General features: G+C 70.8%; 19 protein-coding genes. 8 read left to right on the forward strand and 11 right to left on the reverse strand.

All coding sequences use genetic code 11. The annotated features are described in order from the left end of the window. Positions 1–1,623, reverse strand: coding sequence for an ABC transporter substrate-binding protein (locus ABD350_RS08300; protein WP_344347152.1), 1,623 nt, complete (start codon positions 1,621–1,623; stop codon positions 1–3). Between the two features lie 352 nt (positions 1,624–1,975). Here ABD350_RS08300 and ABD350_RS08305 point away from each other — a divergent pair, with 352 nt between their 5' ends. From ABD350_RS08305 to ABD350_RS08320, 4 genes are read left to right on the forward strand one after another with little or no spacing between them, the layout of a single operon-like run. Then, on the forward strand, positions 1,976–2,176 hold the full coding sequence (locus ABD350_RS08305; RefSeq protein WP_344347153.1) for a hypothetical protein: 201 nt from the start codon (positions 1,976–1,978) through the stop codon (positions 2,174–2,176). Then, on the forward strand, positions 2,173–2,388 hold the full coding sequence (locus tag ABD350_RS08310) for a hypothetical protein (RefSeq protein WP_344347154.1): 216 nt from the start codon (positions 2,173–2,175) through the stop codon (positions 2,386–2,388). The genes ABD350_RS08305 and ABD350_RS08310 overlap by 4 nt, the downstream gene beginning before the upstream one ends. Before the next feature lie 30 nt (positions 2,389–2,418). Then, entirely contained in the window at positions 2,419–3,165 is a 747-nt protein-coding gene (recO, locus tag ABD350_RS08315) for a DNA repair protein RecO (RefSeq protein WP_344347155.1), read from the forward strand. A gap of 31 nt (positions 3,166–3,196) precedes the next feature. After that, positions 3,197–4,039, forward strand: coding sequence for an isoprenyl transferase (locus ABD350_RS08320; protein WP_344347156.1), 843 nt, complete (start codon positions 3,197–3,199; stop codon positions 4,037–4,039). 98 nt (positions 4,040–4,137) lie between these two features. On the opposite strand, the gene ABD350_RS08325 is transcribed toward ABD350_RS08320, so the two are convergent. The 4 genes from ABD350_RS08325 to ABD350_RS08340 form a co-directional block, all read right to left on the reverse strand. Continuing rightward, positions 4,138–4,548: a Fur family transcriptional regulator gene (locus ABD350_RS08325; RefSeq protein ID WP_344347157.1), complete on the reverse strand. Its 411-nt coding sequence runs from the start codon at positions 4,546–4,548 to the stop codon at positions 4,138–4,140. Between the two features lie 62 nt (positions 4,549–4,610). Further along, positions 4,611–5,513 carry a metal ABC transporter permease gene (locus ABD350_RS08330; protein ID WP_344347158.1) on the reverse strand — a complete coding sequence of 301 codons (903 nt, stop codon included), beginning with the start codon at positions 5,511–5,513 and terminating at the stop codon, positions 4,611–4,613. Next, complete coding sequence (locus ABD350_RS08335) at positions 5,513–6,286, reverse strand: metal ABC transporter ATP-binding protein (RefSeq protein ID WP_344347160.1); 774 nt, start codon at positions 6,284–6,286, stop codon at positions 5,513–5,515. Before ABD350_RS08335 ends, ABD350_RS08330 begins: the two co-directional genes overlap by 1 nt. Positions 6,287–6,303: 17 nt before the next feature. Next, positions 6,304–7,269 (reverse strand): metal ABC transporter substrate-binding protein, encoded by a 966-nt coding sequence (locus ABD350_RS08340; RefSeq protein ID WP_344347161.1) that lies wholly within the window; start codon positions 7,267–7,269, stop codon positions 6,304–6,306. Between the two features lie 160 nt (positions 7,270–7,429). Between ABD350_RS08340 and ABD350_RS08345 the strand changes: the two genes are divergently transcribed. Continuing rightward, positions 7,430–8,812: a glycine--tRNA ligase gene (locus ABD350_RS08345; protein WP_344347162.1), complete on the forward strand. Its 1,383-nt coding sequence runs from the start codon at positions 7,430–7,432 to the stop codon at positions 8,810–8,812. A gap of 65 nt (positions 8,813–8,877) precedes the next feature. Here ABD350_RS08345 and ABD350_RS08350 read toward each other — a convergent pair whose 3' ends face one another. Next, positions 8,878–9,930 (reverse strand): chitinase, encoded by a 1,053-nt coding sequence (locus ABD350_RS08350; protein ID WP_344347163.1) that lies wholly within the window; start codon positions 9,928–9,930, stop codon positions 8,878–8,880. 167 nt (positions 9,931–10,097) lie between these two features. On the opposite strand from ABD350_RS08350, the gene ABD350_RS08355 reads away from it, so the two are divergent. Next, the gene (locus ABD350_RS08355) at positions 10,098–11,108 is read left to right on the forward strand and encodes an aldo/keto reductase (RefSeq protein ID WP_344347164.1); all 1,011 of its coding nucleotides are present in this window, start codon (positions 10,098–10,100) and stop codon (positions 11,106–11,108) included. 24 nt (positions 11,109–11,132) lie between these two features. Beyond that, entirely contained in the window at positions 11,133–11,729 is a 597-nt protein-coding gene (locus ABD350_RS08360; protein ID WP_344347165.1) for a TetR/AcrR family transcriptional regulator, read from the forward strand. A 14-nt stretch (positions 11,730–11,743) separates the two neighbouring features. On the opposite strand, the gene ABD350_RS08365 is transcribed toward ABD350_RS08360, so the two are convergent. From ABD350_RS08365 to ABD350_RS08385, 5 genes are all read right to left on the reverse strand, one after another. Beyond that, the gene (locus ABD350_RS08365) at positions 11,744–12,934 is read right to left on the reverse strand and encodes a methyltransferase domain-containing protein (protein ID WP_344347166.1); all 1,191 of its coding nucleotides are present in this window, start codon (positions 12,932–12,934) and stop codon (positions 11,744–11,746) included. After that, a complete protein-coding gene (locus ABD350_RS08370; protein WP_344347167.1) occupies positions 12,935–13,069 on the reverse strand; it encodes a hypothetical protein in 135 nt (44 codons plus the stop codon). A gap of 98 nt (positions 13,070–13,167) precedes the next feature. Next, positions 13,168–13,401, reverse strand: a complete 234-nt coding sequence (locus ABD350_RS08375; protein WP_344347168.1) for a DUF7848 domain-containing protein — start codon at positions 13,399–13,401, stop codon at positions 13,168–13,170. Next, positions 13,398–13,691: a hypothetical protein gene (locus ABD350_RS08380; protein ID WP_344347169.1), complete on the reverse strand. Its 294-nt coding sequence runs from the start codon at positions 13,689–13,691 to the stop codon at positions 13,398–13,400. The genes ABD350_RS08375 and ABD350_RS08380 overlap by 4 nt, the downstream gene beginning before the upstream one ends. Before the next feature lie 154 nt (positions 13,692–13,845). Further along, positions 13,846–15,060, reverse strand: coding sequence for a helix-turn-helix domain-containing protein (locus ABD350_RS08385; RefSeq protein WP_344347170.1), 1,215 nt, complete (start codon positions 15,058–15,060; stop codon positions 13,846–13,848). Positions 15,061–15,253: 193 nt separating this feature from the next. Between ABD350_RS08385 and ABD350_RS08390 the strand changes: the two genes are divergently transcribed. Continuing rightward, positions 15,254–15,811, forward strand: coding sequence for a DUF2690 domain-containing protein (locus ABD350_RS08390; RefSeq protein ID WP_344347171.1), 558 nt, complete (start codon positions 15,254–15,256; stop codon positions 15,809–15,811).

Consider the following 15,811-nt stretch of genomic DNA (forward strand, 5'->3'; position numbering starts at 1 on the left):
TCAGATCCAGCGGGCCTGGAGGAGGTTGATGCCGGGGTAGGGCTGGGGCCTTATCCCGTCCAGCTCGCGCGGGTCCCACGCGGTCATCAGTTCGTTGTGGACGACCGGGTACAGCACGGCCTGTTCGGCGACGACGTCGAGGTAGTCCTGGATCATCGCCTTCTTCCTCGCGGGGTCCGGTTCCCGGGTCGCCCGGTCCATGTCCGTGAAGAGCCGCCGGGCGACCGGGTGGTCCGCCCACCGCGTGTACCGCATCCACAGGTTCTCGGGGCCGTGGTTGTAGCGCATGATCAGGTCGGCGTCGAGCCCGAACTGGTTGGGGTTGGAGGCGGCGGCCACCACCTGGTAGTCCCGCCGCTGGTCCAGCTTGGTGAACACGGCCGTGGTCTCCTGCGGCGCGAGCGTGGTGCGCACGCCCACCGCGTCCCAGCAGGACTTGACGGTCGGCAGGCAGTCCACGATCCAGCTGACGTTGACGGCCATGATCTCGACCTTCAGGTCCGTCACCCCGGCGGCCGCCAGCAGCGCCTTCGCCTTGCCGGGGTCGTAGTCGTAGACGGTCCCGGCCCGCCGGTGGGCCGGGTTGCCCTCGTCGAGGAAGGAGGACGCGGGCCTGCCGTGCCCCTTCAGGGCGACCCGCACCATCTTCTCGCTGTCGATGGCGTAGTGCAGGGCCTGGCGCACCCGCACGTCGTCGAAGGGCTTGTGCCGGGTGTTGAACATCAGGAACAGGTTGTTCATCCCGGCCCCGCCGGCCACCTTCAGCCCGCCCCGCTCCAGGCGGGGGATGTTGGCGTAGGGGATGTTGTCGGCGATCTGCGCGCCGGCGTCGGTGCCGGAGATCCGCGCGACCCGGGAGGAGGCGTCCACGATGGTCAGCCAGTTCATCTTCCGGAAGACGGGCCTGCGCGGGCCGTTGTACGCGGCGAACGCCTCGAAGGTGGTGTTCGACTTCGGGTGGTGCGCGGTCTGCCGGTACGGCCCCGAGCCCACGGCCAGCCCCTTGACCGCGTCGTCCCAGGCGCCGGGCCGGGAGTAGACGTGCGCGGGCATGATCTTGGCGAGGGTGAGCCGGGAGAGCCCGTCCGGGAACGGGAAGGCGAGCCTCAGCTCGACGGTCCGGGCGCCGGTCTTGCGGACGGAGTCCAGCCAGGGGGCGAAGAACCCCTTGGCGAGGGTCTGGGTCTTGGCGTCGAGGATCCGTTCGAAGACGAACACGACGTCGTCGGCGGTGACGGGCTTGCCGTCGTGGAACGTGGCGCCGTCGCGGAGCGTGAACCGCCAGGTGGTGGCGTTCGGATCGGCGGGGAGCGCGGTGGCGAGGGCGGGGTACGGCGCCCGGGTGATCGGGTCGGTGTCGAGAAGTCCCTCGTAGATGTGATTGTTGGCGGCCATCGCGAACGCGGAGGCGGTCTGCGTCGGGTCCCAGCTGCCGTCGTTGCCGTAGCCGATGACGGCGGTCAGCGTCCGGTCCTTGCCGCCGCCCCCGCCACCGGTGTCGTTGGTCGACTCCGGCCCGGCGGAACACCCCGCCAGCACCGCCCCCGCGCCCACCGCCCCGGCACCCAGCAGTAACGACCGGCGGCGCGGTGCCGGTACGTCGGGAAACACGTCGTCGCGCACGGGTCCTCCAGCAGGTCGGTGAGCCGGTGAGGGGGAGGGGGGTGGAGGGGGAGGTGGTGGGAGGAGTGAGAGACGACGTCCTACGTCCTACGTCCGCTCGGTAGCGCGACGATAGGAGGGGCCGTGGGGGTGGTCAAGACAGCGCACGCGAACGAACCCGCGCACCCCAGCTCCACCCGGGTGAATCCGGCCCCCTTCCGGCGCGTTCGCGTTCCGCGCCCGAGAACTCCCGCACCGCCTGTCGCGGACCTCCGGCCACGGCCGACCCGGACCGGAGCCCCCTTCCGGGTGGAAAAGCGGAGCGTCACGCTTGATGTACAAAGCGTAAACTCGCAAACGGAAGGGGAGCAGAGTGAGCGGCATCGAAGAGGCGGAGGAGGCGTTGAGGGAATTGCGGTCGGCTCTCGAAAAGGCCGGGGTCGTGCTCCCGTCGCTGGGGCTCGATCCGGTGAGTCTCGTGCGGGAGGTGCCCTGCCCGCTGGTGGACCTCGGGCGGTGTTCGGTCCGGACCGCGCGCCTGCTGGCGGCGGCACTGGCGGGGGAGGCCCGGTGAAACCCGTCGTCGGCAGTCATGTGATGGACACCCGCACCGGGAAGGTCGGCATCGTCATGGGGCACGAGGGGCCGTATGTGCAGGTGAGACCTTACGGCGGCGGGCGCGAGTGGGACGCCGAGCCGGGGGCGCTGCGCAGCGCCACCCCGGCCGAGCGGCTCAGCGCGGCCACCGCCTACGCCAACGCCCGCAGCCGCGGGGAGGTGCTCTAGCCGCTCCCGCGCATGGGCGAGAATGGGGCCATGAGTCTGTTCCGCGACGACGGCATCGTGCTGCGCACCCAGAAGCTGGGCGAGGCGGACCGGATCATCACCCTGCTCACGCGCGGGCACGGACGGGTGCGTGCCGTGGCCCGCGGGGTGCGGCGGACGAAGTCGAAGTTCGGGGCCCGGCTGGAGCCGTTCTCCCACGTGGACGTGCAGTTCTTCGCCCGTGGGAGTGAGCTGGTCGGGCGTGGCCTGCCGCTGTGCACGCAGAGCGAGACCATCGCTGCGTACGGCGGCGGGATCGTCACCGACTACGCCCGGTACACCGCCGGGACGGCCATGCTGGAGACCGCCGAGCGGTTCACCGACCACGAGGGCGAGCCGGCGGTTCAGCAGTACCTGCTGCTCGTCGGGGCGCTGCGGACGCTCGCCCGGGGCGAGCACGCGCCGCATCTCGTCCTCGACGCCTTCCTGCTGCGGTCCCTGGCCGTCAACGGCTACGCGCCCAGCTTCGGCGACTGCGCGAAGTGCGGGATGCCGGGACCGAACCGCTTCTTCTCCGTGGCCTCCGGCGGCTCGGTGTGCGCCGACTGCCGGGTGCCCGGCAGTGTCGTGCCGTCCCCGCGGACCCTGGTCCTGCTGGGGGCGCTGCTTACGGGAGACTGGGAGACGGCGGACGCGTGCGAGCCGAGGTATGTCCGCGAGGGCAGCGGGCTGGTGTCCGCCTACCTGCACTGGCACCTGGAGCGCGGGTTGCGCTCCCTGCGCTACGTAGAGAAGTAAGCACGGCTACGGTCGAGGAGACGAGAAGCACATGGTCGTACGCGGGATCCTGGGGCGCCAGCGGCGCGAGTACAAGGCGCCGGAGCCGCATCCGTCCGGTGCGCGCGCGCCCAAGCTCCCGGGCGAGCTGGTGCCGAACCACGTCGCGATCGTCATGGACGGCAACGGACGGTGGGCCAAGGAGCGCGGGCTGCCGCGCACGGAGGGGCACAAGGTCGGCGCCGAGCGGGTGCTGGACGTGCTCCAGGGCTCGATCGAGATCGGCGTGCGCAACATCTCCCTGTACGCCTTCTCCACCGAGAACTGGAAGCGCTCGCCCGACGAGGTCCGCTTCCTGATGAACTTCAACCGCGACTTCATCCGCAAGACCCGTGACGAGCTCGACGCGCTCGGCATCCGGGTGCGCTGGGTGGGCCGCATGCCCAAGCTGTGGAAGTCGGTGGCGAAGGAGCTTCAGGTCGCCCAGGAGCAGACCAAGGGCAACGACCTGCTCACCCTGTACTTCTGCATGAACTACGGCGGCCGTGCCGAGATCGCCGACGCGGCGCAGGCGATCGCCGAGGAGGTGCGGGCGGGCCGGCTCGATCCGTCGAAGGTGACCGAGAAGACCGTCCAGAAGTACCTGTACTACCCGGACATGCCGGACGTCGACCTGTTCCTGCGGCCGAGCGGCGAGCAGCGGACCTCCAACTACCTGCTGTGGCAGAGCGCGTACGCCGAGATGGTCTTCCAGGACGTGCTGTGGCCCGACTTCGACCGCCGCGACCTGTGGCGGGCCTGCATGGAGTTCGCCTCCCGGGACCGCCGCTTCGGCGGCGCCGTCCCGAACGAGGAACTGCTGGCCATGGAGGCAGCCATGAAGGGCGATTCCTAGCCGCCACCCTCACCCGCGCCCCGCCGAGGGGCGCGGGGAACTGCGCGACCGGCCGCAACGCGCCCGTAGCCGGCAACGCCCCCGCTCTCTTACGGCGGCTAGCCCGCGGCACACTCCGCGCACGTGCCGAAGATCTCCACCGTGTGGGCCACGTTGACGTAGCCGTGTTCCGCCGCGATGGCCTCCGCCCACTTCTCGACGGCCGGCCCCTCCACCTCCACGGCCTTGCCGCAGGCGCGGCAGACCAGGTGGTGGTGGTGTTCGCCGCTGGAGCAGCGGCGGTAGACGGACTCGCCGTCGGAGGTGCGCAGGACGTCGACCTCGCCGGCCTCGGCGAGGGACTGGAGGGTGCGGTAGACCGTGGTCAGCCCGACGGAGTCGCCCTTGTGCTTGAGCATGTCGTGCAGCTCCTGGGCGCTGCGGAACTCGTCGACCTCGTCCAGGGCCGCCGCCACGGCTGCACGCTGGCGGGTCGCGCGCCCCTTCACGGGCGGTCCAGCGGTCGTCACCGTTGCCTCCTTCGATGGCTCGCTTCTGCCCGGGCCATTGTGCCAGCCCGGACGATCGGCGGTCAGACGCCGATCTCGTCCGCGGTGCCGCGCGCGGCCGGAATCGTGCACTCCGCGGGGTCCGGGGCGGGCCGTGCCGCGGCTGCCGCGCGGGCGCGCCGCCGGGCCAGCGGGGTGGCGAGCGCGGTCAGCGCGAGGAAGGCGGCGATGGTCAGCAGGACGATCGTGGCGCCGGGCGGGACGTCCTGGTAGTACGACGTGATCGTGCCGCTGACGGTCACGGCCACGCCGATGGCCACGGCGATCACGAAGGTGACGGTGAAGCTGCGGGTGAGCTGCTGGGCCGCCGCCACGGGCACGACCATCAGCGCGGACACCAGCAGCAGCCCGACCACCCGCATGGCGACGGTCACGGTGACGGCCGCGGTGACGGCCGTCAGCAGGTTCAGGGCACGCACCGGCAGCCCGGTGACCCGCGCGAACTCCTCGTCCTGGCTGACCGCGAACAGCTGACGGCGCAGGCCCAGGGTGACCAGCAGCACGAAGGCGGCGAGCACGCAGATCGCGGTCACGTCGGACGGGGAGACCGTGGACAGGGAGCCGAACAGGTACGAGGTCAGGTTGGCGTTGGAGCCGCCCGGCGCCAGGTTGATCAGCATGACGCCGCCGGCCATGCCGCCGTAGAAGAGCATGGCCAGGGCGATGTCGCCGCGGGTGCGGCCGTACCAGCGGATCAGCTCCATCAGGACGGCGCCGAGCACGGAGACGGCCGTGGCCATCCACACCGGGGAGGTGGAGAGCAGGAAGCCGAGGCCGACGCCGGTCATGGCCACGTGCCCGATGCCGTCGCCCATCAGGGCCTGGCGGCGCTGGACCAGGTAGATGCCGACCGCGGGCGCGGTGATGCCGACCAGCACGGCGGCCAGCAGCGCCCGCTGCATGAAGGCGTAGTTCAGGAATTCCATCAGCTCAGCAGTCCCGTGCGGATCGGTTCGGCGCCCGCCGGTGCGTGCGGGTGTACGTGGTCGTGGCCGGGCAGGGCGTGCTGGCCGACCGCGCGCGGCGGCGGGCCGTCGTGCAGGACGCAGCCGTCGCGCAGGACGACCGCCCGGTCGATCAACGGCTCCAGCGGGCCCAGCTCGTGCAGCACGAGGAGGACCGTCGTACCGGCCTCGACCTGCTGCCGCAGGGTCTGGGCCAGGACCTCCTGGCTGGCCAGGTCGACGCCGGCCATCGGCTCGTCCATGATCAGCAGCTCCGGCTCGGAGACCAGCGCGCGGGCGATCAGCACCCGCTGGTGCTGGCCGCCGGACAGGGCGGTCACCGAGTCCTTGGCGCGGTCGGCCATGCCGACCAGTTCCAGGGCGCGCCGGACGGCCTCCCGGTCGGCCTTGTGGAAGAGCCCGAAGCGGGTGCGGGCGAGACGGCCGGAGGAGACGATCTCGGTGACCGTCGCCGGGACGCCGCCCGCGGCCGTGGTGCGCTGCGGGACGTAGCCCACGCGCGCCCAGTCGCGAAAGGAGCGGCGCGGGGTGCCGAACAGCTCGACGGTGCCGCCGCTGACCGGCACCTGGCCGATGATCGCGCGGATGGCCGTGGACTTGCCGGAGCCGTTGGCGCCGAGCAGCGCGACGACCTCGCCGCGGCCCACGGTCAGATCGATGCCCCGCAGCACGGGGCGGGCACCGAGTTCGGCGCTCACCTGGCGCAGGGCTATGACGGGTTCCCCGGTGGTCATGGTGTCTCCCGTGCCGCTCACTTGGCGCCCAGCGCCTGCTGGAGCGCCTTCAGGTTGGCCCGCTGGACCGCGAAGTAGTCCTGGCCGCGGGAATGCTTCGTGATGCCCTCGATCGGGTCGAGGACGTCGGTCTTCAGGCCCGTGTCGCTCGCGAGGGTCTTGGCGGTCTTGTCGCTGACGAGGGTCTCGTAGAAGACCGTGGAGACGCCGTCGGCCTTGGCCATCTTCTCCAGGTCCTTCACCCGGGCGGCGCTCGGCTCGGAGTCGGGGTCGAGGCCGCTGATGGCCTCCTCGGTGAGGCCGTAGCGCTCGGCGAGGTAGCCGAAGGCGGCGTGGGTGGTGATGAAGACCTTGCTCTTCGTGTGCGCGAGGCCGTTCTCGAACTCGGTGTTCAGCGCGTTCAGCTGCTTCACCAGGGCGGCGGTGTTCTTCTTGTAGTCGGCCGCGTGGTCGGGGTCGGCCTTCTCGAAGGCCTTGCCGACGCCCTCGGCGACCTGGGCGTAGCGCACCGGGTCGAGCCAGATGTGCGGGTCCTCGCCCGCCTCCTCGCCGTGGCCGTGGTCGTGGTCGTCGTGTCCGGCCGCGTGGCCGCCGACCTCGTTGCCGTGCTTCTCCAGCGTGGTCAGGGAGGCCGCGTCGATCTTCGTGTCCACCGGGGACTGGTCCACGGCCTTGTCGACGGCGGGCTGGAGGTTCTTCAGGTACAGGACCGCGTCGGACTCCTCCAGGGAGGCGGTCTGCCGGGTGCTGAGCTCCAGGTCGTGCGGTTCCTGGCCGGGGGAGGTGAGGGTGGTGACGTGGACGTGGTCCCCGCCGATCCGCTCGGCGAGGAAGGTCATCGGGTAGAACGACGCGACGACGTCGAACTTGCCGGTGTCGCCCGTGCCCGCCGCGTCGCCGGAGCAGCCGGCGAGAGTGGCGGTCCCGAGCGCGGTGGCCGCGGCCAGCGCGGCGGTGGATATGAGGCGTCGTCGTACGTTCATGACAGTCATTTTCAACAAATGTGGAAACCGTTGTCAACAACGCTCGTCATACGGTCTGGACAGGGGCCGATTTGGTCGTGGGGGAGCCTGCGCCGGTAACCTGAATCATTCGCTGGAAGCATCTCGCTTCAACGCCCGTCGTCGTAATGAAGAGAGCACCGTGGCCGCCGACAAGATCGACACCATCGTCAGCCTGAGCAAGCGCCGTGGCTTCGTATTCCCCTGCAGTGAGATCTACGGCGGCCAGAAGGCCGCCTGGGACTACGGACCGCTGGGTGTCGAGCTCAAGGAGAACATCAAGCGCCAGTGGTGGCGCTACATGGTGACGTCGCGCGAGGACGTCGTCGGTATCGACTCGTCCGTCATCCTGGCTTCCGAGGTCTGGGTCGCCTCCGGCCACGTCGCCACCTTCACGGACCCGCTGACCGAGTGCACCTCGTGTCACAAGCGGTTCCGCGCCGACCACCTGGAGGAGGCGTACGAGGAGAAGAAGGGCCACGCCCCGGCGAACGGCCTCGCGGACGTCAACTGCCCGAACTGCGGCAACAAGGGCCAGTTCACCGAGCCCAAGCAGTTCTCCGGCCTGCTGTCCACCCACCTCGGCCCCACCCAGGACTCCGGCTCCGTCGCCTACCTGCGCCCCGAGACCGCCCAGGGCATCTTCACCAACTTCGCCCAGGTGCAGACCACTTCGCGCCGCAAGCCGCCGTTCGGCATCGCCCAGATGGGCAAGTCGTTCCGCAACGAGATCACGCCCGGCAACTTCATCTTCCGCACCCGCGAGTTCGAGCAGATGGAGATGGAGTTCTTCGTCAAGCCGGGCGAGGACGAGCAGTGGCAGGAATACTGGATGGAGCAGCGCTGGAACTGGTACACCGGCCTGGGTCTCCGTGAGGAGAACATGCGCTGGTACGAGCACCCGAAGGAGAAGCTCTCCCACTACTCCAAGCGCACCGCCGACATCGAGTACCGCTTCCGGTTCGGCGGCAGCGAGTGGGGCGAGCTGGAGGGTGTCGCCAACCGCACCGACTACGACCTCTCCGCGCACGCCAAGGCCTCCGGCCAGGACCTCTCCTACTTCGACCAGGAGGCCGGCGAGCGCTGGACGCCGTACGTCATCGAGCCGGCGGCGGGTGTCGGCCGCACCATGCTGGCCTTCCTCCTCGACGCCTACGTGGAGGACGAGGCGCCGAACGCCAAGGGCAAGATGGAGAAGCGGACCGTCCTGCGCCTGGACCACCGCCTCGCCCCGGTGAAGGTCGCGGTGCTCCCGCTGTCCCGCAACCCGGAGCTGTCCCCGAAGGCCAAGGGTCTCGCCCAGGCGCTGCGGCAGAACTGGAACATCGAGTTCGACGACGCCGGCGCCATCGGCCGCCGCTACCGCCGTCAGGACGAGATCGGCACGCCGTACTGCGTGACCGTCGACTTCGACACCCTTGAGGACAACGCCGTCACCGTGCGCGAGCGTGACTCGATGAAGCAGGAGCGGGTCTCGCTCGACCAGATCGAGGGGTACCTGGCGCAGCGTCTGCTGGGCGCCTAGTCACGAGCGCGTGATGCCGGGCGGGCCGATGTCGGCCCGCCCGGCATTCGTGTGTCCGCGTCCGCTCAACGGCCCTGGAGCGCCTTGACGTTGTCGCCGAACGTCCAGTTCTTCGAGCCGTCCCAGTTCACGGACCAGGTCATCAGGCCCTTGAGCGAGGAGCCGTAGTTCCGCCAGGCCTGGGCGACCAGGGACGGGGACATGTAGCCGCCGCCCGCGCCGGGCTGGGCGGGCAGGCCCGGAACCTGCTTGTCGTAGGGCACCTTGACCGTCGTGCCCTGCACCACCAGGCCCTTGTTCAGACAGTCGGTCTGCGCCGTGAAGCCCTGCACGGTGCCCGCCGCGTACGAGTCGCCCGAGCAGCCGTACATGCTGCCGTTGTAGTACTGCATGTTCAGCCACCACAGGCGGCCGTTGTCCGCGTACTTCTTGATGACGGGCAGGTAGGCCCCCCAGATCGAGCCGTAGGTAACGCTGCCGCCGGTGACGTACGCCGTCTCCGGGGCCATCGTCAGGCCGAAGTTGGAGGGCATCTGGGCGAGGATGCCGTCGATGATGCGGATCAGGTTGGCCTGGGACGGGGACGGTTGGTTGATGTTGCCGCTGCCGACCAGGCCCGTCTCTATGTCGATGTCGATGCCGTCGAAGTTGTACTTCTTCAGGATCGGCACGATCGTCGCCACGAACCGGTCGGCGACGGTCTGGGACGACAGGTCGATGCCGGCCGCCGCGCCGCCGATGGACAGCAGGATCGTCTGTCCGGCCGCCTTGGCCTGGCACATCTCGGCGGGCGTGGCCACCTTCACCCCGGCGTCCATGCCGTCCTCCCACAGCGCGGTGCCGTCGGAGCGGATCACCGGGAAGGCCGCGTTGATCACGTTGTAGCCGTGGGCGGGGATGCGGGAGTCGGTGATCGGGGTCCAGCCGAAGGGCGGGTGGACGCCGTTGGCGGAGCCGTCCCAGTTCTCCCAGTAGCCCTGGAGCACCTTGCCCGCCGGCCGCGACTTGACCGCGCAGGTGTCGGCGGCGGAGGCGGCGGGCGCGCTGGCGATCGCGAGCGGGGCGAGGACGGCGCCGGTCAGGGCGGCGGTGAGCAGGCGCAGGGTGCGGCGGAGCATCGGGCCTCCCGGCGGGGGTTCGGGTCGATGGGGTGTCGCAGACATGACAGTGCGCTGGTCCAGACCATTCGTCAAGAGGTCTGGACCACGCGGGACGCGAGATGCGTGTAGACATTATTGGACTGACAGATATTGAAATCTGTCAGTCGTCATGTCACAGTGGGGGCATGACGATGCGAACCCGAAACCTCGGCACCACCGGCCCCCGGGTCTCCGCCCTCGGCCTGGGCTGCATGGGCATGTCCGGCATGTACGGCGAGGCGGACCGCGCCGAGTCGATCGCGACCCTCCACGCGGCCCTGGAGGCCGGCGTGACCCTGCTCGACACCGGCGACTTCTACGGCATGGGCCACAACGAACTGCTGATCAACGAGGCGCTGCGCACCGCCCCCACCGCACTGCGGGAGAACGCGCTGGTCAGCGTGAAGTTCGGCGCCCTGCGCGGCCCGGACGGCGACTGGTACGGCTTCGACGGCCGCCCGGCCGCCGTGAAGACCTTCGCCGCCTACTCCCTCCAGCGCCTCGGCGTCGACCACATCGACATCTACCGCCCGTCCCGGCTCGACCCGGACGTGCCCATCGAGGAGACCGTCGGCGCCATCGCCGAACTGGTCGAGAAGGGCTGGGTCCGGCACATCGGGCTGAGCGAGGTCGGCGCCGACACCATCCGCCGGGCCGCCGCCACGGCCCCCATCGCGGACCTCCAGATCGAGTACGCGCTCATCTCCCGGGGCCCCGAGCGGGAGATCCTGCCCACCCTGCGCGAACTGGGCATCGCCGTCACCGCGTACGGCGTGCTCTCGCGCGGGCTGATCTCCGGCCACGTCTCGGCCGGCCAGGACTTCGCCGCCGACGACTTCCGCGCCCACTCGCCCCGCTTCCAGGGCGACAACCTCCGGCACAACCTCACCCTGGTCGAGTCGCTGCGGAAGATCGCGGAGCAGAAGGGCGTCTCCGTAGCGCAGATCGCCATCGCCTGGGTGCTCTCCCGGGGCGAGGACATCGTGCCGCTGGTCGGCGCCCGCACCCGGCAGCGGCTCGGCGAGGCCCTGGGCGCGCTCGACGTGACCCTGGACGCGGCCGACCTCGCCGCCATCGAGACCGCCGTACCGGCGGACGCGGCGGCCGGCGAGCGGTACGCGGCGGAGCAGATGGCCATGCTCGACAGCGAACGCTGACGGCGTGCCGGGTACCGTCTAGGCATGCCATCGACCAGCGAAACCCTGACCGCCGAGCGCATCCTCGAAGCCACCGAGGAGGTGCTGCGCCGCCACGGCCCGGCCAAGGCCACCGTGGTCGACGTGGCCCGCGCGCTCGGCGTCAGCCATGGCAGCGTCTACCGGCACTTCCGCACCAAGGCGGCACTGCGGGAGGCGGTCACCAAGCGCTGGCTGGACCGCACCTCCGAGCGGCTCGCCGGGATCGCCGCCGCCGGGGACCGCGCCCCGGAGCAGCGGCTGCGGGACTGGCTCGCCGCCCTCTTCGAGGCCAAGCGGCACAAGGCGGGCGACGATCCCGAGCTGTTCGCCACGTACACGGTGCTCGTCGACGAGCTCGGAGGCGTGGTCCACGACCACATCGCCGACCTCACCGGCCAGCTGACCCGCATCATCGCGGCGGGCGCGGAGTCGGGCGACTTCGCCGTCACCGACCCGGCCACCACGGCCCGTGCCGTCTTCCAGGCGACGGGCCGCTTCCACGACCCGTGCTACGCCCGGGAGTGGACCGCACCGGGCATCGGAGAGGAGTTCGAGGCGCTGGTGGGGTTGCTGGTGCGGGGGCTGCGGGCGGTGGGGTAGGGCCCTTGGGGCGGCTACCCGCGGCCGTCCGGCCGCCGGGCCGGTACGGGGTGGTCCGGTGAGTCGAGCCACACGCGCTCGCCGTCGCCGTCGACAGTCAGCCCGAACCGTTCGAAGCCGGGGCGGCCTTGTCGCTCCCACCAGCGGTAGGCGGTCTCCACCTCGTCCCACAGCCTGCGCGGACCGGCCTGGTACACCTCGAACTCGGCGCGGTCCGTCTCGCAGTCGGCGGTCGCCCAGGAGGTGACGGCCGTGTCCCGCAGCCACAGGGTGTAGGAGCCGTCGTCGTACTCCTCCATCCACGGGAACGCGCCGGGCACCCGCACCCCGATGGCGAACATGACGGCCCAGTCGCCGATGTCGTCCGGGGACAGCCTCGTCAGGGACCGCACGCCGTCGGCGGGCCACTTCCGGCCGCCCAGGTACTCGCGGACGTGGCGGCGCGGGACCCGCTGGGCGCGCAGCCGCATGAACGCCGACGAGCCGACGAAGTGACCCGACGCCGAGCCGTCGTCGCCGACGACGAGCCGGGCGACGGCCTCGCCGCCGTACGTCGGTCCCCAGGGTGTCACGACCACGCCGCCGGGCCGGGTCTGCTCGATCCACGCACGGGGCACACTGCCGACCGAGCAGGTGGCGATGGTGCGGTCGTACGGTGCGCCCGGCGGGTATCCCTCGGTGCCGTCACCGACGACGCACAGCGGATGGAACCCGGCCCGCCGGATGCGTTCGCGAGCGTCCCGGGCGCTGACCTCGTCCACCTCGACCGTGACGACGTTCTCCGGGCCGACCCGGTGGCACAGGAGGGCGGCGTTCCAGCCGGTTCCGGTACCGATCTCCAGCACCCGGTGACCGTCCTCGACGCTCAGCGCGGCCAGCATGGAGAACACTATGGTCGGCATGGAATTGGAGCAGGTGGGGATCTTCCCCTTGCCGGGACCGGTGTGGGCGCCGTCATCCCATTGGGTCGTGATCGGCGCATCCGTGTACACGGCACGCCACCAAATGTCAGGCTCCTGGCCCCGGATGACCCGGTCGTCCTGCCGGTTCATGCCCGCGCGCCCCGGCCAGATCACGTCCGGCACGAACAGGTGGCGGGGCGCACGCCGGTACGCGGGCAGCCAGTCCGAGGTCAGCGCCGCCTTCTCGATGAGTGCGGAGGCCAGCCGCTCGGGACCGGCCTTCGCTTCGTGGTGCCCGGTCATCTAGCGGCCGTCCGCCGGGCCCCGGCCGTCGTTGGTGTTGCCGCCCTCGTCCGACCCGCCGCCGCCGTGCTTGTTGCCGCTGTCGCTGTCGTCCTGCGGGTTGCCGTCGGCCATCGTGAGCCACCAGTCGCGCATCGTGTTGCCTCCGTGGGGAGTGACCCGTCCCACGGGTGTGAGACGGGGGGTCTTGCAGGGCCCTGCCCCCCGTACGGTGGGGGCGGGCTGGGCCGGGTTCACTCGTCGTGTGTCACCCGGGCGTGATCCGTGACGACGCGGCGGAACAGGTCGTGCCCGGTACGGCCGGTGTGGCGCAGGCACCAGTTCTGCGCGGCGGCCTGGTCGTCCTTCGGGCCGGACGTCTCCGCGCACTCGCCGGGCTTCGTGGCGCAGAAGGTTTCGTAGACGACACCGCCCTCCGGCACGTGCCGGATCGTGTGCGGGACGAAGCGGAGCACCGTGCGGCTCACCGGTCGTCCTCGCCCTCGTCGTCGGCCAGGCGTTCGCCTCGCGACTCCGCGACCCGGAGGGCGTCGAAGAGGCACTCCGTCAGCCTCGCCGCCGTGAAGCGCAGCTCCGGCCGGGACGCCTCAGGGTCGCCCAGAAGCGCCCGGGCCGCTCCCAGCACCTCGCGTCCCGCGCCCAGTTGGGCTTCCTCCATCTCGTCGGCGAGCCGGCTGACGATGCCTTTCGGGTCACCGGCGTGCAGATACGCGCGTTTGCCGTTCTCGGACCACGGCAGCAGACGGGGACGGTCCATCCGGCTCGCTGCAGCTTCGGGCACTGTCATCAACCTCCACGGAGTGGGCGGCCATGCCCCCGGGCCGTCGCCACGGTCGCGGGGGTCCTTGGCAGAGAACCCTCTCGCCCGGCGCCTACCGACAACAGGGGCGGAGCGTCCCACTTTCGTGACGCTAAGTCGCGACCCCCAGGAACTCGGCGAGCTTTCGCAGCCCCGGTGGGCGGTGTGAGCCGGCCCAGAGGTCGGTCACGATGGCCACGGCGTGCGTATGGTGCCGCATCCATGTGGGGGCGGTCCGCCGCAGCTTTTCGAGCGCCTTCACGGCCCCTTCGGCGTCCCCGACGTCCGTATAGGCCCGGGCCACGTCCAGGATCAGCCAGGTACGCCACGACGGAGGGATGTCCGTACCGAGCCGCATTCCCTTCGCGAGGCTCAGCGCCTCCTCCGGGCGCGCGTGCTGGACGGCGAGGCGGACGCGTTCGATGCGGACGGAGGATCTGCTGAAGACGGAGACCATCCTGCCGTCCGCCGGGGGTGCGAGCGCCGCGAGCCGACGGGTGGCGTCCTCGGCACTGCTCATCATGTCGCTGGCGGTGTCGTAGTCGCCGGAGCGCGCGGCGGATGTGGCCGCCGACATGATCAGTCCGCCCCAGACACGCAGGCCCTCGGCTGTCCTGCCGCGTTCGCGCTCCAAGCCGTCGGCCGCGTGGACGGCGAGCTGTCTGGCGTCGTCCAAGCGGTTCTGCCGCTGGCAGTTCCAGGCCACGGAGTTGCTGATCATGCGAGGCAGCAGCGGGTCCGCAGACCTCTCGGCCGCGTTCATGGCGCGTTCCAGAGCGCTCAACGCGAGGTCGGTCTTGCCGAGGCGGATGGCCAGATGCCCTCCCAGCTGGAGGGTTTTGCCCAGGGCGGCTTCTCCGGCCGCCCGCTCGTCCGTGGTGCCGACCGCGGCGGCGAACCGGGCGTCGTCGATCATGCCGGGCAGCACCTCCATGAGGCGCCCGAACTCCGCGCCGTGGTACAGCGTCCAGCCGTCGGCGATCTCCCGCCACAGGAGGGGGAGGGACAGCTTCTCGACGCCCTTCGGTTCTTGAGGGGGGAGGAACAGCGGGGGCATGATCGCGCGGCGCAGGGCGACCATCTGCGGGGGGTCGGGCTCGCCGGTCGACGGTATCGCGGGAGGGTCTCCCTGGAGCGCGGTCAGCTCCACTCCCAGCCCCCCGGACAGGGCGTGCAAGGTCGGCAGCCGGGCGCTGTGCTTCCGTTTCTGTTCGAGCTTCCGCACCAAGTCCACGGACACTCCGGACCGTTGTGCCAGCGCCTCCTGCGTGAGGTCGGCCAGCCGCCGTAAGCGGGCGATCCGGTCACCCAGGTGTTCACTCACCATGCCGACCAAGCTACCGCCGGGGAGCTCGTGGCATCCGGGTGTCGGCCGGGGCGCTTCCGGACGGAGGCGGGCGCGGCACGGGGCGCATGCGTGGGGCTCCCTCGCGCCCCTCTGCTTCCGTGTGCGCCTTACGTCTGCGACGGCGGGCGGGCGATCCTGCCGTCACGAGCGGCACATCAAGGTGAGTGTTCTCATGACGACGACCAACACCGGAGACGACTCCACGGCACCCGCCGACCCCCCGCCCCGGCGCCCCTGGTGGAAGAAATGGCTCAGTGGTCCGGCGGCGCTGGCGTACGCGGTCGCCATCGTCGGTGCCGGGGCCGGCGCCTTCATGACCCCGCTCGGGGATCATGTGCTGAAGTCGCTCTTCGACGAGCCGGCCTGCCCCGGGGACGGAGACGCCTGCGAGGGGAAGAACCCGCAGAACCAGGGGTGCGGTGAGGACGCGCGGACTTTCAAGCCCGTCGTGGACAATCCCGCGCTGCTCCAGATCCGCTACAGCGAGGACTGCGAGGCGGTCTGGGCCAAGATCGAGCAGGGCAGCCCCGGCGACCAGGTGACGGTCGGTGTCACGGGCGGCGGCACGCGGAGTGCCGAGATCGCGTACGACAACGACCAGTTCACCCAGATGGTGTCGGTCCCCGACGGCGAGTTCCAGGTCACCGCGTGCGCGGTGCCGAAGGCCGGTGGCGGCAGCACCTTCGAGCACTACTGCATCCACGCGAGCGAGGCCTCCGCCTGGCGGTGA

Source organism: Streptomyces nogalater (assembly GCF_039532885.1).
GTDB lineage: Bacteria > Actinomycetota > Actinomycetes > Streptomycetales > Streptomycetaceae > Streptomyces > Streptomyces nogalater.